Origin of the sequence: Enterococcus sp. AZ128, assembly GCF_051714485.1 — a bacterium.
Lineage (GTDB): Bacteria > Bacillota > Bacilli > Lactobacillales > Enterococcaceae > Enterococcus_A.
Genome location: NZ_JBIORZ010000001.1, coordinates 583,664 through 600,207 on the forward strand (window position 1 = coordinate 583,664; position 16,544 = coordinate 600,207).

At 36.5% G+C, this 16,544-nt stretch carries 16 protein-coding genes; 14 read left to right on the forward strand and 2 right to left on the reverse strand.

Features of this window, described 5'->3' with window-relative positions:
• Positions 1-13: 13 nt before the first annotated feature.
• The 11 genes from IGI38_RS02705 (at position 14) to IGI38_RS02755 (ending at position 11,833) form a co-directional block, all read left to right on the forward strand.
• Entirely contained in the window at positions 14-967 is a 954-nt protein-coding gene (locus IGI38_RS02705) for an NAD-dependent epimerase/dehydratase family protein (protein ID WP_438726369.1), read from the forward strand.
• 379 nt (positions 968-1,346) lie between these two features.
• Entirely contained in the window at positions 1,347-2,279 is a 933-nt protein-coding gene (locus tag IGI38_RS02710; RefSeq protein ID WP_438726372.1) for a glycosyltransferase family 2 protein, read from the forward strand.
• 283 nt (positions 2,280-2,562) lie between these two features.
• On the forward strand, positions 2,563-4,236 hold the full coding sequence (locus tag IGI38_RS02715) for a DUF6020 family protein (RefSeq protein WP_438726374.1): 1,674 nt from the start codon (positions 2,563-2,565) through the stop codon (positions 4,234-4,236).
• Between the two features lie 399 nt (positions 4,237-4,635).
• Positions 4,636-6,105 carry an endolytic transglycosylase MltG gene (gene mltG / locus IGI38_RS02720; protein ID WP_438730263.1) on the forward strand — a complete coding sequence of 490 codons (1,470 nt, stop codon included), beginning with the start codon at positions 4,636-4,638 and terminating at the stop codon, positions 6,103-6,105.
• A 95-nt stretch (positions 6,106-6,200) separates the two neighbouring features.
• Positions 6,201-6,680: a transcription elongation factor GreA gene (greA, locus tag IGI38_RS02725; protein WP_438726376.1), complete on the forward strand. Its 480-nt coding sequence runs from the start codon at positions 6,201-6,203 to the stop codon at positions 6,678-6,680.
• Positions 6,681-6,963: 283 nt separating this feature from the next.
• Complete coding sequence (gene liaF, locus IGI38_RS02730; protein WP_438726379.1) at positions 6,964-7,686, forward strand: cell wall-active antibiotics response protein LiaF; 723 nt, start codon at positions 6,964-6,966, stop codon at positions 7,684-7,686.
• Positions 7,683-8,783: a sensor histidine kinase gene (locus IGI38_RS02735; RefSeq protein WP_438726381.1), complete on the forward strand. Its 1,101-nt coding sequence runs from the start codon at positions 7,683-7,685 to the stop codon at positions 8,781-8,783. Before liaF ends, IGI38_RS02735 begins: the two co-directional genes overlap by 4 nt.
• Before the next feature lie 397 nt (positions 8,784-9,180).
• A complete protein-coding gene (locus tag IGI38_RS02740; protein ID WP_010745977.1) occupies positions 9,181-9,813 on the forward strand; it encodes a response regulator transcription factor in 633 nt (210 codons plus the stop codon).
• A 104-nt stretch (positions 9,814-9,917) separates the two neighbouring features.
• Positions 9,918-10,583, forward strand: coding sequence for a potassium channel family protein (locus IGI38_RS02745; protein WP_438726384.1), 666 nt, complete (start codon positions 9,918-9,920; stop codon positions 10,581-10,583).
• 12 nt (positions 10,584-10,595) lie between these two features.
• The gene (locus tag IGI38_RS02750) at positions 10,596-10,889 is read left to right on the forward strand and encodes a HesB/YadR/YfhF family protein (protein WP_438726387.1); all 294 of its coding nucleotides are present in this window, start codon (positions 10,596-10,598) and stop codon (positions 10,887-10,889) included.
• A gap of 11 nt (positions 10,890-10,900) precedes the next feature.
• Positions 10,901-11,833 (forward strand): glycosyltransferase family 2 protein, encoded by a 933-nt coding sequence (locus IGI38_RS02755; RefSeq protein ID WP_438726390.1) that lies wholly within the window; start codon positions 10,901-10,903, stop codon positions 11,831-11,833.
• Positions 11,834-11,845: 12 nt separating this feature from the next.
• Here IGI38_RS02755 and IGI38_RS02760 read toward each other — a convergent pair whose 3' ends face one another.
• Positions 11,846-12,793 (reverse strand): phosphoglycerate dehydrogenase, encoded by a 948-nt coding sequence (locus tag IGI38_RS02760; RefSeq protein ID WP_438726393.1) that lies wholly within the window; start codon positions 12,791-12,793, stop codon positions 11,846-11,848.
• 89 nt (positions 12,794-12,882) lie between these two features.
• Entirely contained in the window at positions 12,883-13,698 is an 816-nt protein-coding gene (locus tag IGI38_RS02765) for a DUF1189 domain-containing protein (RefSeq protein ID WP_438726395.1), read from the reverse strand.
• Positions 13,699-13,860: 162 nt separating this feature from the next.
• Here IGI38_RS02765 and IGI38_RS02770 point away from each other — a divergent pair, with 162 nt between their 5' ends.
• The 3 genes from IGI38_RS02770 to IGI38_RS02780 all read left to right on the forward strand — a co-directional run bounded on the left by IGI38_RS02770 (position 13,861) and on the right by IGI38_RS02780 (position 16,478).
• Positions 13,861-14,328, forward strand: a complete 468-nt coding sequence (locus tag IGI38_RS02770; RefSeq protein WP_438726398.1) for a GtrA family protein — start codon at positions 13,861-13,863, stop codon at positions 14,326-14,328.
• Between the two features lie 73 nt (positions 14,329-14,401).
• Positions 14,402-15,010, forward strand: coding sequence for a superoxide dismutase (locus IGI38_RS02775; protein ID WP_438726400.1), 609 nt, complete (start codon positions 14,402-14,404; stop codon positions 15,008-15,010).
• 250 nt (positions 15,011-15,260) lie between these two features.
• On the forward strand, positions 15,261-16,478 hold the full coding sequence (locus IGI38_RS02780) for an LCP family glycopolymer transferase (protein WP_438726403.1): 1,218 nt from the start codon (positions 15,261-15,263) through the stop codon (positions 16,476-16,478).
• The last annotated feature ends 66 nt before the right edge of the window (positions 16,479-16,544 follow it).

Consider the following 16,544-nt stretch of genomic DNA (forward strand, 5'->3'; position numbering starts at 1 on the left):
AAGGAGTGAAAATATGGAGAAATATTTAATCACTGGAGGCGCCGGATTCATCGGGTCTACACTAGCAAATTACCTATCTAAAGAAAATTCAGTAATCGTAATTGACGATCTATCTATGGGAAAAGAAGAGAACTTGACTAAGGGTTCAAACCTCAAATTTATTAATGGTTCTGTCACTGACGAAAAACTAATGGAAGACATTCTTTCTAACAATAAATTTGACTACATTTTCCATCTAGCAGCAATCGCTAGTGTAGCGGATTCAGTTGAACGACCAGTTGAAACGCACCGAATTAACTTTGAGAGTGTTTTGATATTGTTAGAATTAATCAGAAAATACCAAAAAGATTTGAAGCGTTTGGTTTTCAGTTCATCAGCAGCAGTATACGGAGATGAGCCAACATTACCTAAGAAAGAAGAATCAATCATTCGGCCGTTGACGCCATATGCGATTGATAAATTTGCGGCAGAGCAATATGTGCTGGATTACAATCATCTTTACGGGATAAATACGAGCGCGGTACGTTTTTTTAATGTGTATGGACCAAATCAGAATCCTGAATCTCCATACAGTGGAGTGATTTCGATTTTAGTTGATCGTTACAAGAGAATGCAACGAGGAGAAGAAGGAGCGTTTAAGCTGTTTGGCGACGGCTCACAATCTCGTGATTTCGTTTTTATTGAGGATGTCATTCAAGCACTCTTGCTTGTAGCTAACAAAGAAGAAGCTTTAGGAAAGCAATTTAATGTTGGTACAGGATACGCTATCAGGTTAAGCGAACTGATTCAGGTAATTGATAAGACACTAAAAATTAAACTTCCAATTGAATATCTGGCTGAAAGAGATGGTGACATCAAAGACTCCATTTCTGATATTTCTCGCTTAAAAGAACTAGGGTTTACATCTCACTTTACATTTGATGTGGGCATTAAAAAATATTTGATCTCTGAGGGTTTGCTAAGGTGAATTATTTCATTAACGAACAAAATACTGCTGTATCCGATTAGTAATTAGCGGAGTAGCAGTTTTTTTAGTTAATATCGAAAAATTACGTGAGATGTTTCATGTTATCAATTATTAATACAATATCTGTGGGTTATTAAAGCAATATAGAGACTGAATGTGGTTTGATATCATGGGAAATTTTGTTTGAATAGATTGGTTTTGAAATAATTTTTGATACTAAAATTTTGATTTAACAATATTTTTTTCGATACTAGTATAGTATTTAGTATAGAACGTAGAATCGAATAAAAGGTTGGTAATATTTTTTCGATTTTTATAGAAAAATTCTACTAACTCTTGTATTCTAGTATTAGTGTTTATTTTTAAGGAGAATAGTAAAATGACAGAAAAAATTGCTATATTGCTTCCTTGCTATAATGAGGCAATGACAATTAAAAAGGTAATTAGTGATTTTCAAAGAGAACTACCTGATGCAGATATTTATGTCTATGACAACAACTCAACAGATGCAACTTATCAGATTGCACTTGAAGCAGGTGCAATCGTAAGAAAAGAGCCGAGACAAGGAAAAGGGAATGTAATACGTCAGATGTTCTTTGATGTTGATGCAGATTTCTATCTAATGGTGGATGGAGATGATACTTATCCAGCTGAAGCTTGTCATGAATTGTTGAACGCTTTAAAAGAAAATCGTGCTGATATGGTTATTGGTGATAGATTATCAAATGGAACATACTTTAATGAAAATAAAAGAGCTTTTCATGACTTTGGAAATAATTTGGTTAAAAACTCAATAAATTGGCTTTATAAAGCTAATATAAATGATGTAATGACAGGCTATAGAGGGTTTAATAGATTATTTGTTAAAAGTTTTCCTGTAATGAGTAGTGGGTTCCAAATTGAGACTGAATTCACTATTCATACTTTGGATAAAAGATTTAAGTTAGTTGAAATACCGATAGATTATAGAGATCGGCCCGAAGGAAGTGAATCAAAGTTAGACACGTTTTCTGATGGATTTAAGGTATTGATTACCATTTTTAAAATGTGTAAAGATTATAAGCCGCTTTTCTTTTTCACCATGTGGTTTTCGTTATTTTTCATATTAGGCTTGTTAGTCGGAGTTCCAGTCATCTTTGAATTTGTAAGAACTGGTTATATTGACAAAATACCTTCCGCTATTCTGGCAACGGGTTTAATGACCTTTTCAATGTTGCTACTTGTTACGGGACTTATTTTGGATACAGTTGTTACTGCAGATAAAAAAATGTATGAGTTAAAACTATACGACGTTTATTCAAAAAAAGAATAAAGAGTTTTTGAACAACATGTATTGAAATTGAGTGCTTGAGGGTCTTAACTCTTTAGCACTTTTTTAGTAATAGAGTTGTCTGATTTTAGATTTTTTTCTTTAAAAAATCACCAAATGGGAGAGGATCGCAAATATGAGAGTTTCAAGTTATGCTTTTTTTGTATTGATTTCATTTTGTTCTACTTTTTTTTACTACCAAAAATCGATACTGTTATCAATTATACTTACTATTTTTTCATTGATTATTTTTCATTTTACAAGAAGACAAAAGATTAACAAAAAAATGGTCTATTTCCAAACTATCCCAGCAATTTTTTGGACTGTTAGTAGTTATCGATTTAATCATCAGCCATCAGTTGGACTTGTCATAATATTTTTTATATCCTTTATATATTGGTTAAGTATGTTTTGTTTAATCAGTAATTTTCTAATAGAAAAAGTATTTAAATTTCAGAGCAATTCAAAAAACCAAAAACTTTTAATTAGTATTTTTCTATTACTCTTTTTATCTTGGTCATTATACTTGTTTGTTTTTGATCCTGGAATAATGACAAACGATTCTTATAATCAATGGCGACAAGCAAATGGTTATTTACCGTTATCGGAATGGCATCCACTAATTCATACTTATTTAATAAAATTAGCAAGTTATTTTTATTATTCTCCATCTAGTTTTTTACTAGCCCAGATTTTTTTTGCATCCTTATTAGTGTCGTTTCTTATGAAAAAATTTTTGGATCGAGGAGTATCTCCCAAAATCATAGTATTCATTACTCTAATATATGCATTCTATCCAATTAATGGATTTTATTTTTCCACGTTATGGAAAGATATTCCTTATTCTATTTTACTTCTAGCTTTCTTTTACTATTTTAAAGAACTAATAGATAGTAAAGGCTTATTTTTGAATCAAAACAGATCTTTTTTACTATTTTTGAGCATTTCATTTCTAACTATAGAATTTAGGAAAAATGGAGCAATTGTAGTTATTCTTTGTCTTTTTTTAGCGTTATTATTTCTTCAAAATAGAAAACGAATCATTGTGACACTCTTTTTACTATTTATAATGATGAGTAGTTTTTCGTTTTACAATAAGAAAGTTGTTAAGGCTGAAGAGAGCCCGGTAGTAGAGGCTTTGAGTATTCCTATACAACAAATAGCATATGTTTATTCACATGATGGAAATACAAATAAGGCAGATGATGCATATTTTTATTCAATTCTTCCAGAAGAACAGTGGAAGAAAAACTATAAATCTATGACTGTGGATCCTATAAAATTTTCATCGCAGTTTAAAGGTGAAATAATCAATGAAAATTTTTCAGGGTTTTTAAAAAATTGGTTTAGTTTATTAAAAAAGAATTTTGTAAGTTTTGTAAAGGCATACCTTTTACAAACAGCTTCTATATGGAGATATTATACTCCTCATGGATACAGTGTATATTTAGATAGTCCGTATGAAATAGAAGAAAAAAATGGTATTTATCTTTCTCTTATAGCAACCAAAGAAAGAAGTAGTATAGTAAGGGAGGATTACAACTTATACAAGGCTGCTGCTAAATCGGCTGGACAGGATTATATTAGTTATTCTGAATACTATGAGAACAGAAAACATGGTGATTTCATATTATTGAAAAATCGAGATCAGCATCGTCAATTAAGGCATTTTTTTAGAAATATATTTCTGATTATGAATAAGGAGCAGAAATATGTTTTAAGAGGGGCTCTAGCAGTTTTGGTTCTCTTAATTTCAATTGGAATTTGTGGTTACAAAATAGGTATCTTAAAAAGCTTAATGATTTTTTCTCCATTTATGATTAATTTAGGTACTTTACTTATTTCTGTTCCCGCTACAGACTTTAGGTATATTTTTAGCTTGTATTTTTCTATTCCGTTCATAATGCTAACAGCATTTTCTTACAATGATTTAAAGAATAGTAATATTAAACCAAAATAGAGTAAGACAAGCATATAGAGAATAGTTCTCCTATTTATTGATTTCGTATATTTCCTTAACTAAATAAATTTTACATTTCACTCCTCTTTCATTTCATGTATAATGGTTTAAGTTATGACATGAAGTAAGGAGGAGTTGTTTTTGTCTGAGGATCAAAACCAACACTCGGAAGAAGGATCTTTTAAAGCGCAGATCATGCGGGCTTTAGAAGAGGGCCGAAAAAATCGTGAAACAGAACCAACGAAAAAAACGAGCTCGACATCCGCTGGACCTTCGAAAATGAAAAAGGATACTAGTGATGATGACGATTTGGCTTCGTCCTATGAGCGTTTATTTGGCAATAGACAAAAGAAAGAATCAACTGCCTCTGAGCAAAAGTCTAAGCCGATTGAAAAAGAAATGAAAAAAGAGGAACCGCCGAAAGAAGAAAAGACTTCGGAGAAAAAGGTCTCTGCTAATAGCAAGTCTAAAGCAAAGTCTGCGGAACAAAAAGAAACGAAGAAGCCCGCAGCAGAGAAAAAGAAGACTATAAAGAAAGAACCTTCAGCGATTCAGAATAAAAAAACAACATCCCGTCATTCAAGCTTAAGAGAATCAACTAAAGCTGTTCCACCTAAAACGGAGCCGAAAGCTGAGGTTGTAAAGGAACTCAAGCATGATGAGAATGTTGAAGAAGAACCATCGATTTTCCATCGTCTAGGTGAAAAATTTGATGAGCTTCGTCACATGGATGAGGAATTTGAAGGAGATTTAAGTGAGGAGAGCAACTTGAAACGAGCAGAACGTCGCAAAGAGGATCGAGTCGTCCGTAAAATTGTTTATATATTGACGATCGGTATTTTGATTGTCGCCGGTATTTTAGCTATCTCAGGGTACAATTATGTGAGTGCTGGATTAAAGCCGCTAGATAAAAATGATAAGAAATTAGTACAAGTAGAGGTGCCAAGCGGTTCTTCTAATCGTCAAATCGGCGATATCTTAGAAGAAGGAGATGTCATCCGTGATGGCATGGTCTTTAACTTCTATACAAAATTCAAAAATTTGACGAATTTCCAAGCTGGTTATTATCAATTTTCACCAAATATGACTTTGGATCAAATTGGTAAGGAATTACAACAGGGTGGAAGTGCGGAACCATTGGATGATGCTTCAAAATTAACTGTTCCAGAAGGGTATGATATTGATAAAATTGCTAGTCTAGTTGCTAAGAAAACGGACTTCACGAAAGAAGACTTCATCAAAGTAATGAAGGATGAAAAATTCTTTGATCAATTGAAAGCACAATATCCTGATTTATTAACAGATGCTAGCAATGCGAAAGATGTGCGTTATCGCTTGGAAGGATACTTGTTCCCGGCTACGTATAATGTTCATAAGAATAGAAGCTTGGAAGATTTAGTCACTCAGATGGTAGATACTACGAACCAAGTATTAACACCTTATTACAGTCAAATCAAAGAAAAAGGATTGACGGTTCAAGAAGTAATGACACTAGCTTCATTGGTCGAAAAAGAAGGTGTTACGCAATCCGATCGTAAGAAGATCGCACAAGTCTTCTTTAACCGAGTCAAAGCAGACATGCCTTTACAATCAGACATCTCGATTCTTTACGCGTTAGGTGAACATAAAGAAGTTGTAACAATCAAGGATACTGAAGTTGATTCACCATACAACTTGTATACAAATTCTGGTTATGGTCCTGGACCATTCGATAATCCGAGTCAGGAAGCGATTCTTGCGGTTCTTGATCCAACCGAAAATGACTATATTTATTTTGTTGCAGATATCTCAACCGGAAAAGTTTATTATGCGAAAACTTACGAAGAGCATATGGAGTTGGTTGAAAAATATGTCAATAAAGAGAAATAAACAATTTACATTACAGTAATTACGTGGTAATCTTTTGTGGATTAAATCTATAAAGGATTACCTTTCGTAATTTTGTTGATTGAAGGAGAAGAAAAATGGTAGAAAAAACATATCCGATGACTCTAGAAGGAAAAGAAAAATTAGAGCAGGAATTAGAACAATTAAAAACAGTAAAACGCGGAGAGATCATCGAACGAATCAAAATCGCCCGCAGCTTCGGCGATTTGTCTGAGAACTCTGAGTATGAATCTGCTAAAGATGAGCAGGCTTTTGTGGAAGGTCGTATTAGTACACTTGAAAATATGATTCGTTTCGCACAAATCATCGATAATGAGAATGTTGATTCTGATGAAATCTCAATTGGCAAAACAGTTACTTTCGTTGAGTTGCCTGACGATGAAGAGGAAGAATACACGATCGTAGGAAAAGCTGAAGCAGATCCGTTGACTGGAAAAATCTCAAATGATTCACCAATCGCTCAAGCACTGATTGGTAAAAGTGTTGGTGATGTCGTAACAATTGCGACACCAGGCGGAAACATGGAAGTTAAGATTACGAATGTGAAAAACAACTAGGAATACACAAAAGAGGCGCTGGTCGCCTCTTTTCTTAACATCAAAGTAAAGTAGCATTACTTTGTCTGGCTTCACGAACTAGCGTTAGCGACAATAAGCAAAAATTTGTCTAAATTTAAGAAGCAATTTTGACAAGTTTCAGTCTTATTGCTCAAAAGCTGAGCGGGTTCGCGAGGCCTTTCTTTTGTGTTCTAGGAAAGAGGTTGCGACTTTAGACCGATAGTATTTAGAACGTAAAGAAAGTAGAATAAGGTATAAATAAAAAGTTGGGAGGAAAGATAAAATGAAAAGTCCATGGCGCTTTTTCATTGTAATTGAAGCCTTACTTGCAATTTTCTTATTATGGCAATTATCTTCAAATCCAGCGATGTTGATCATGATGCTTTTTGGAGCACTGAATATATACTGGGCATTACGAAAACATCGTCGTCGAAAATTTCAATTGATCTTAGGTTCTGTGATTTTGATCATCTGTTTAGTGAATAGTCCAGCGACTTGGTTGATGCTGATTTTTGCGGTAATTTTTCTTGGCCTTAAAGGCTTTGAAATTGCGGGTATTTCAATGCCAAACCATTCCTTAAAGAATAAAAAGAGCATCGTGATGGTTGAGACAACGGATCCAACTAGTCATAATGGTGAGCGGAAAAAACAAAGTTGGATCGGTAACGATCGAATCGGTACACAAGTCTTTGAATGGGATGATATCAATGTAGCAATTCTGGCGGGCGATACGATCGTTGATTTAGGGAATACGTTACTACCAAAGGAAGACAGCATCGTGATCGTTCGTAAAGGATTTGGCCGGACGCGCATCTTAGTACCATATGGTATTGGGATTTTGTTCGAACACGCTACCTTATATGGTAAAGTTGAGTTTGATGAGGATACGCAAGTTTTGCGCAATGAAACAATCAAAGTATATAGTGAGGATTATGATGAGAGTCCTCGACGATTGAAAATAGTGACCAATACATTGGTCGGAGATGTCGAGGTGATTCGCGTATGATGGGGAAATATTCCCGTTTACAGATTTCGCTTTACTCTGGGTTAATCTCTTTTCTGTTGATTTTGACGACACTCTTTTTGTACATGTACGCGATTGGCAAAAAACAATTGCTGGCACAGTTATTTATTGCACGAATTTTCTATATCCCGTTATTTGTTCATATTATCGTGATTTCTTTGACGGTAAGTGCAGTGGTTTATTTTCTCGTGACCTTCTTGGAAAAGCGCCAATTGGGAAAAATTGAGGGGAAATTGCAAAGTCTTGCTTCAGGGAATTACGACCAGCCTTCCTTAGACGTGGCGATTTCACAAAATAAAGAAATGTTGTTGGTTGATCACGACATCAAACGGATCAAAGAGAAACTCGTGAGTATGTCGCGAGAATTGCAGCAATTGAGCAGTCAACCGCAGATGGTGGATGGTACAACGAAGGAAAAGATTTTAGAAGAAGAACGGCACCGGTTAGCTAGAGAGTTGCATGATTCAGTTTCGCAGCAGCTTTTTGCGGCGATGATGATGATGTCTGCGTTAAATGAGCAGTCCCAGCATTCGGAAGAGCTAGAGCCGTATAAAAAGCAATTAGCGATGGTTGCGGATATTATCAATGCAGCGCAATCAGAAATGCGTGCATTGCTGCTTCATTTGCGTCCAATCAGTTTGGAAGGAAAAAGCTTACGACAAGGCATTGAGCAATTATTGAATGAATTGCGAACAAAAATTCAGATACAGTTAAAATGGGACATACAGGATATCTGTGTTTCTGCTAGTATTGAAGATCAATTATTCCGAGTGGTACAGGAACTGTTATCCAATACGTTGCGTCATGCAAAAGCGAATGAGTTAGAGGTCTATCTAAAAATTGTTGGACAGAACATTTTATTGCGTGTGATTGATGACGGTGTCGGATTTGAATCGAAGGATGAACATGCTGGCAGCTACGGCTTGAGAAATATTCGCGAACGAATTGCTGGTGTGGGTGGCTCAACAAAGATAATCAGTTTCAAAGGACAAGGGACTAGCATCGAGATTAAGGTTCCCGTGGTGAAAGATACCAGCCCTGAAAATGACGATTCCTTGAGTATGAATGGGGTAGAATAGTCTAGTTGGATGGTATACGGCATGAGAATAAGACTTATTTTTTCTATAAAAAAATGATTACATTAATAGGAATTAGGATGCCAGTCCAACTCTTCGCAATGTAAATAAACAGGTAGCAAAAAGCGAAAGATTATCTAAGAGAATTTAGAATAGTCTAGTTGGATGGTATATGGCATGAAAATAAGACTTATTTTTTTTATAAGAAAAAATGATTACATTAATAGGAATTAGGATGCCAGTCCAACTCTTCGCAGTGTAAATAAACAGGTTGTAAAAAAGCGAAAGATTATCTAAGAGAATTTAGAATAGTCTAGTTGGATGGTATACGGCATGAGAATAAGACTTATTTTTTCTATAAGAAAAAATGATTACATTAATAGGAATTAGGAGGCAGAGGATGATACGAGTGTTATTAGTTGATGATCACGAAATGGTTCGTTTAGGGGTTTCTTCTTATCTATCGATTCAATCGGATGTAGAAGTTGTCGGCGAGGCTGAAAATGGTGAGGAAGGCTATGAGAAAGCCATGGACCTTCGACCTGATGTGATTTTGATGGATTTGGTAATGGAAGTAATGGACGGCATCGAGTCGACCAAGAAGATTTTAAAAGATTGGCCAGAAGCAAAAATTTTAATTGTTACTAGTTTTATTGATGATGAGAAAGTTTATCCAGCCATCGAAGCTGGGGCATCGGGCTATTTACTGAAGACATCTACGGCTCATGAAATCGCCAATGCCATTCGTAAAACCTATAATGGTGAACGAGTCTTGGAACCAGAAGTGACGACTAAGATGATGGAACAATTGTCTAATCGGAATCGTCATGTTCTTCATGAAGAATTGACAAATCGGGAGCAAGAGATCTTGTTGCTGATCGCTCAGGGAATGAGTAATCAAGAAATTGCAGACGAACTATTCATTACATTGAAAACAGTTAAGACACACGTATCGAATATATTAGCGAAATTAGAAGTCGAAGACCGCACACAAGCGGCGATTTATGCATTTAAACACGGGTTGATAAAATAGAGAGTCATTCTCTGTTTTATTAACCCGCTCTTTGTTATACTATGAATTGTAAGTTTTACTGATAATGAGAGTCATAGACTATTGTGGAAATTTAAGGAGAGATCATGAAACAAAGTTTTGTCATAATTGGTTTAGGAAGATTTGGCGGCAGTATTTGCCGTACTTTGGTCGAATCAGGTCAGGAAGTTTTGGCGATTGACAGCAGCGAAGATCGTGTAAACGAATATATGAATATCGCGACCCATGCGGTAGTTGCTAATGCACAAGATGAGATGACACTACGCTCACTAGGTATCCGTAATTTTGATCATGTAATTGTTGCAATCGGTGAAGATATCCAGGCGAGCATTTTAGTGACTTTGATGGTCAAAGAGATGGGCGTACCGAATATTCTGGCGAAAGCGCAAAATGAGTATCATGCTCGCGTGTTGGAGAAAATCGGTGCTGATCGTGTGGTTCACCCGGAACGTGATATGGGGCAGCGAATCGCACACAACCTCGTTTCAAAAAATATTTTGGATTATCTTGAACTTTCAGACGAATTTTCTTTGGCAGAGATCAATGTGACCAATCGAAAATTTTATGGCAAAACATTAGATGAGCTTGATTTCCGTCAACGATTTGGTTTGAACGTGGTGGCTATTCGCCGTGATAATCAAGATCCAATCGTTACACCGCCAGCGGAAGAGGTTGTTTTAAAAGACGACCATTTAGTAGTGATTGGCCGTGACGAAGATGTGGATTACTTAGATGAGAAAATGAACGGATAGGTGGTTTTCAAAATGAAATTAACGATAATGCCAAAGGCCCAGGAATGGTTCAAACGAGAACTTGAATTAGCTGAAGGTCAAGGAATAAAATTTTATGGCAAAGTATATGGCAAGACGCAAGTTCATGAGGGCTTTTCAGTGGGGATGTCGGTGGATACACCAGAAAGTCCGCTTACTGAAGCAATAATAGGTGACCAGTTTTTCTTTATTGAAGAAGCGGATGAATGGTTTTTTAAAGGCTATGATTTAGTTGTTGATTATGATCAGGAGCTGGACGAGCCTAAATATGAGTTTAAACAGGTTTAGGAGTGATTTGAATGATATCAGTGATTGTTCCTTGCTTTAATGAAGAGGAGGCTATTCCTCTTTTTTTTGCTGAGATGGAGAAAACAAAGAAAGTGATTTCTCATAACATTGAATATATTTTTATTAATGATGGCTCGAAGGATCGAACGCTAGAAGTTTTGCGCGAGTTGGCTAGCAATAATCCTTTTGTACGCTACATTTCATTTTCTAGAAATTTCGGGAAAGAGGCCGCTTTGTATGCAGGATTACAAGCAGCTAAAGGAGACTTGGTCACAGTCATGGATGTTGATCTGCAGGACCCGCCTGAATTGCTTCCAAAGATGATCGAAATGATTGAGACGACAGATATTGATTGCGTAGGGACTCGTCGTGCAGATCGTAAGGGAGAGCCGTTTATTCGCAATCTATTTGCAAAATTTTTTTACCATTTGATTAATCGAATCAGCGAAACCGAAATGGTGGATGGAGCGCGGGATTATCGTTTGATGACCCGTCAAATGGTAGATGCAGTGTTAGAATTGACTGAGCATAATCGTTTTTCTAAAGGCTTATTTAGCTGGGTGGGTTTTAAAACAGAGTATATCTCTTTTGAGAATCAAGAGAGAGTAGCGGGGAAAACGTCATGGTCATTTTGGGAACTATTTAACTATTCAATCGACGGAATCGTTAACTTCTCTGATGTTCCGCTAAATATCGCTTCTTTTGTCGGGGCTTTTTCTTGTGTGGCTTCGGGAATCGCGATGCTTTTCATTATTGTACGTGCCTTGATTTTTGGAGATCCGACGTCTGGATGGCCGTCGTTGGTGACAATCATTCTTTTCATTGGCGGTGTTCAATTACTGTGTATCGGTATTATTGGAAAATATATTGGCAAGATCTTTATGGAGACGAAAAAACGACCAGTCTATATTGTAAAAGAAACGGAAGAAAAGTTGGAGCAATAAGCTCCAACTTTTTTAGTACCCGCGTTTTAACTCAACTTGATTAACTGCTAGTTCATGATTGGAAACATAGCTTTTTAGATTTGCTAAAAAAATCTTCATTAACTTGTTTTGAAAATCGACAGTCAGACCGGAGATATGCGGCGTGATCAGCAGATTGTCCAATTCCCATAAAGAGCTTTCTTTAGAAAGCGGCTCCTCTTCAAAAACATCGAGAGCAGCGAATGCCAGTTCTTCGTTTTCAAGCGCCGCTACCAATTCTTTTGTATGGACCGTATCTCCTCGTCCAACATTTAGGAATAGGGCACTTTTTTTCATTTTTTCAAAAATATCGTTATTGAAGATATGAAAGGTTTCAGGTGTACCTGGCAAGATACCTACTACGATATCCATGTCAGAAACAATTTTTTTCATATTCTTGATTGAGTAAGTCTCTACAAAACCTTCCGCCGAGTGTCCCGTTGTATTGATTCCATAAACGTTCACACCTAGACTGCGAATTGATTTAGAAAGCTGCTGTCCGATGTGTCCGGTTCCCACTACTAACAAATTCTTTCCAGCTAGTTGATCATATCGGATTAAATCTTGGCCCCAAATCTTTTTTTCTTGATTTTTAACGGATTGATCGAGTCCACGATAATAGCCTAGTAACACACCGATGATGTGTTCGCTGATTGAGAGGGCATGAATACCGCTGCCATTGGATAATAAAATTTCTTGGTTGGAAAACTCATTCAAGGGAAGATAATCGACACCTGCGGATATGGCCTGCACCCATTTCAGCTGACTAGATTTTAGTAATTGTTCACAATATTTTTTTTGCCACCCAACAGTTACTTCCACTGCTGACAGGTCGGTGTCAGCTAGTTTAGTTTTGACTTCATAGTCTGGAGCAATGGCGTTGATCTTGTCGATGAATTCTTCGCGAAACTCACGTTGTAAGAAAATAATTGGTTTTGTCATAGAAATACCCTCGTTTCTTTTTTACTGGAAATCTCGGCTTTATTTTAACAAAAATACGAGAAAAAAACTGCTTACAGAATCGTAAGCAGCTAATTGGTCGGTAAGTCGATTTTCGGGAAATAATGCGTCACGCGAAGAAAAATGAATAGACTGATAAAGGTAATCAGAATACTTGAATCAAAATTTGGTTGGAATAGTAAGATAATTGTCGCTAGAATTGTTGGAATTGTCGCGCAAAAAATGATTGTTTTAAAACATTCAAAGAAGGTTATACGCCGCAATCTTAATTTTGCGACGATCATTCCTGCGATTCCCGCAAAAACTAACGTCACGAATAAATTGATAAAGGAAGGGTACATTCCGGCCAGCAGCATTACAAGAGGTGTCCAGATGGGAACCTCCAAATCTTCTAGGCCAGTTCTTAGTTTATCACCAGTCATACTTTTCAGCGGCTCTTGTTTGTAAGAAAACTTCAAGACATTATCGCCAAAAATAGCTGAACTTACACCGCCATAATCTGGTAATACGACAACGGCCCGATCTTTCAGTAATCCGACACTAAAATAATTGCCGATCAAATCTTTTTCAACATCTTGCTGTGTACGCTTGCCTTCAGGATCGAAGGTTAGAATAATTGAATTTGTTTGATAGATAAATCCTTTTTCAGGCTGAGCTGTTTTTATTTCCCCATTTTCAATTTTGAAATCGGGAATTTTTTTGACGATCTCGAGACTATCTGTCTTGATTTGATTCATTACTTGAAGTGCTTGATAAACACTTGGAATTGCTAAAAGCAAACTCAAACCGAGTAAATAAACAATCGACTTCCAGAATGGGGTATTTCTTGCTGATTTTAGATCTTCAAAACGAAAAAGAGATCCTTTGATTAATTGACGAAAAGTCATGTGATCGCTCCAATCTTTTTATACAACAGCCATTGTAGCGAAGTAGGGTTGAAATAACAAGGCGATCTGTAAAAATGTAAAAAGAAATCAAGAAAGAATTGACTATTATTTCAAGCTTCGCTATCTTACTTTAAGAAGAGAAGAATATGAAAGTGAGAAATCATGAAAATCTATCAGATGTTTCGAGACTATCTAGAAGAAAAAAAACTTTGGGAAGTATTTATTTACTTATTTTTTGGCGGACTGGCTACGGTTGTTAATATCATCACCTTTGCCTTGGCCTACCAAGCGTTTCATTTAAATTGGCCGGTTTCTAACGCTATTTCATGGATATGTTCAGTACTATTTGCTTTTGTGACAAACAAGTTATGGGTGTTTCAGTCAAAAACTAAAGGGTTTCAAGCGTTAGCTTGGGAATTTGGCAAATTCATTTTTTATCGTGTGCTTTCCTTTGGGATGGATATGGCATGCATGTACTTATTTATTGATATGCTGCATACAGGTAATTTATTCGCTAAAGTCATTACGCAAATCGTTGTTGTAGTTGCCAATTATGTTTTCAGCAAGCTCTTTATTTTCAAGAAGGTAGAGATTATCGAGGACGAGAAAACGAATTCTTCGCCAAGATAGGCATATACTTTGAAGATAGTTGGATTGTTTGTTACAGTAAATACACAAGGATATTTAAGGAGGAATTTGTACTATGGCTTATACTTTACCAGATCTACCTTATGGCTACGACGCGTTGGAGCCCTATATTGATGTTGAAACGATGCACTTGCATCATGACAAGCACCATAACACTTATGTAACCAATTTAAACGCTGCGATTGAAAAATACCCAGAATTGGGAGAACAATCAATCGAAGAATTAGTAACAAACTTAAACGAAGTCCCTGAAGATATTCGTACAGCTGTACGTAATAATGGCGGTGGACATGCGAACCACAGCTTCTTCTGGAAAATTATGGCACCAAATGCTGGCGGCGAACCAACAGGCGCGATCAAAGACGCAATTGATGAAGCATTCGGCAGCTTTGAAAAAATGAAAGAAGAATTCAAAACAGCTGCAACAGGACGTTTTGGTTCTGGCTGGGCTTGGCTAGTGTTAAACAATGGCAAATTGGAGATTACTTCAACTGCTAATCAAGACAACCCATTAACTGATGGAAAAACACCGATCATTGGGTTAGACGTTTGGGAACATGCCTATTACTTAAAATATAAAAATGTTCGTCCAGACTACATTGCAGCTTTCTGGGATGTTGTAAACTGGGAGCAAGCAAATGAAAATTTGGCAGCTGCTAAATAACCAAAAAGAGTTGTAAAGGAAAGATTGGTCATCCCAGTCTTTCCTTTTTTGTTTGCTCATTTTAGCTGAATTTTTGAGACCTTCCAAAAATCTTCATATTTTTATGGTATAAATCGAGTTTATAGGGCAGATTAGCAATTATTATTTTTTTAAGTTTCCATTATATAAAATTAATTATTTTTGGCTGTAGTTGAACAGACGCCCGATCTATGAGAAAATAAAACGAAAAAATCGTTGATAGAGGTGTGTTATGAGTCGTTGGAAGAAAGTTATTGTAGGAATATTGATCCTACTAAATTTATTTATAGGCGGGATTACCTACTACGCGGTCCAAGTGACAAATGATGCGAGTAAAATGGTTGAAAGCATTCGTCAAAATGTTAAGCGGACAAGTTTAAAACGAGAAGGCGATAAACCCAATATCGACAATGCAGAGCCATTTTCAATATTGCTTGCTGGAGTAGATACAGGGGACCTTGGGCGTTCGGACCAAGGCCGCTCAGACAGTATGATGGTGGTTACCATTAATCCAAAACAGAAAAAATCAACGATTGTCAGTCTTGATCGAGATATTTTAGCGAAGATCGTCGGCTATGGCACCAACGACAAACTGAATCATGCCTATGCATTCGGCGGAGTAAAGATGTCGATGGACACTATTGAAACACTATTAGACATTCCTTTGGATCATTATGTATCGATCAACATGCGGGGATTGAAAGATTTGATTGACGCAGTTGGCGGTATTGAAGTGAATAATAAAATCGATTTCACGTTGGATGGAATTCATGTAGCAAAAGGAAAACAAACTCTTGATGGTGAAAAGGGTCTAGCTTATGCACGGATGAGATACGAAGATCCGGAGGGCGATGTCGGCCGCCAAAGACGTCAACGTGAGGTTGTAACGAAGATTCTACGAAAAGCTATGTCGATCAATGGTGTCGGTAATTATAAGAAGATTTTAAAAGCAGTAGAAAAAAATATGACCACTGATTTGGATTGGGACGATATGATGGACATCGGAACAAACTATCTGTCCGCTTTTGATACAATCAAACAAAAACAATTAGTGGGCAAGAGTCAGATGATTGATGAAATTTACTATCAGATTTTAGGAACAACCGAGTTGCTGGATATTCAAAATACCTTGAAAAAACAGTTAGGACTTACAACAGCTGATACTTTACCTAATTTGAGTGAAACGGATGCGAACAGTTTGTTTTACGATGATTCAGATGGAAAAGCTAGTGAGGACACGAGTCAGTATGCTCCAGGGTATGATAATCCGAATAACTATGACGATAGTGGGATTTACGGGGATTCTTCAAGTACTAACAGCGGTTATCAGCAATATGACGATACCGCACAAAATGACCAAGGATATACAGATCCTAATCAAACTGATCAGGGATACGGCGGTGCGACTGATCCGAATGCGGCTTACGGACAGCCGGCAGCCGGGTACTAAAACAAGAGGCATGACCAATTCGGTCATGTCTTTTGTTTTGTCCGAAACAAATTAACCACCCATTTT

Bases quoted from the DNA above. Each gene is read 5' to 3' on its own strand.
- IGI38_RS02705 (WP_438726369.1), top strand. From the start codon at position 14: ATGGAGAAATATTTAATCACTGGAGGCGCCGGATTCATCGGGTCTACA.
- IGI38_RS02710 (WP_438726372.1), top strand. From the start codon at position 1,347: ATGACAGAAAAAATTGCTATATTGCTTCCTTGCTATAATGAGGCAATG.
- IGI38_RS02715 (WP_438726374.1), top strand. From the start codon at position 2,563: ATGGTCTATTTCCAAACTATCCCAGCAATTTTTTGGACTGTTAGTAGT.
- mltG (WP_438730263.1), top strand. From the start codon at position 4,636: ATGAAAAAAGAGGAACCGCCGAAAGAAGAAAAGACTTCGGAGAAAAAG.
- greA (WP_438726376.1), top strand. From the start codon at position 6,201: ATGGTAGAAAAAACATATCCGATGACTCTAGAAGGAAAAGAAAAATTA.
- liaF (WP_438726379.1), top strand. From the start codon at position 6,964: ATGAAAAGTCCATGGCGCTTTTTCATTGTAATTGAAGCCTTACTTGCA.
- IGI38_RS02735 (WP_438726381.1), top strand. From the start codon at position 7,683: ATGATGGGGAAATATTCCCGTTTACAGATTTCGCTTTACTCTGGGTTA.
- IGI38_RS02740 (WP_010745977.1), top strand. From the start codon at position 9,181: ATGATACGAGTGTTATTAGTTGATGATCACGAAATGGTTCGTTTAGGG.
- IGI38_RS02745 (WP_438726384.1), top strand. From the start codon at position 9,918: ATGAAACAAAGTTTTGTCATAATTGGTTTAGGAAGATTTGGCGGCAGT.
- IGI38_RS02750 (WP_438726387.1), top strand. From the start codon at position 10,596: ATGAAATTAACGATAATGCCAAAGGCCCAGGAATGGTTCAAACGAGAA.
- IGI38_RS02755 (WP_438726390.1), top strand. From the start codon at position 10,901: ATGATATCAGTGATTGTTCCTTGCTTTAATGAAGAGGAGGCTATTCCT.
- IGI38_RS02760 (WP_438726393.1), bottom strand. From the start codon at position 12,793: ATGACAAAACCAATTATTTTCTTACAACGTGAGTTTCGCGAAGAATTC.
- IGI38_RS02765 (WP_438726395.1), bottom strand. From the start codon at position 13,698: ATGACTTTTCGTCAATTAATCAAAGGATCTCTTTTTCGTTTTGAAGAT.
- IGI38_RS02770 (WP_438726398.1), top strand. From the start codon at position 13,861: ATGAAAATCTATCAGATGTTTCGAGACTATCTAGAAGAAAAAAAACTT.
- IGI38_RS02775 (WP_438726400.1), top strand. From the start codon at position 14,402: ATGGCTTATACTTTACCAGATCTACCTTATGGCTACGACGCGTTGGAG.
- IGI38_RS02780 (WP_438726403.1), top strand. From the start codon at position 15,261: ATGAGTCGTTGGAAGAAAGTTATTGTAGGAATATTGATCCTACTAAAT.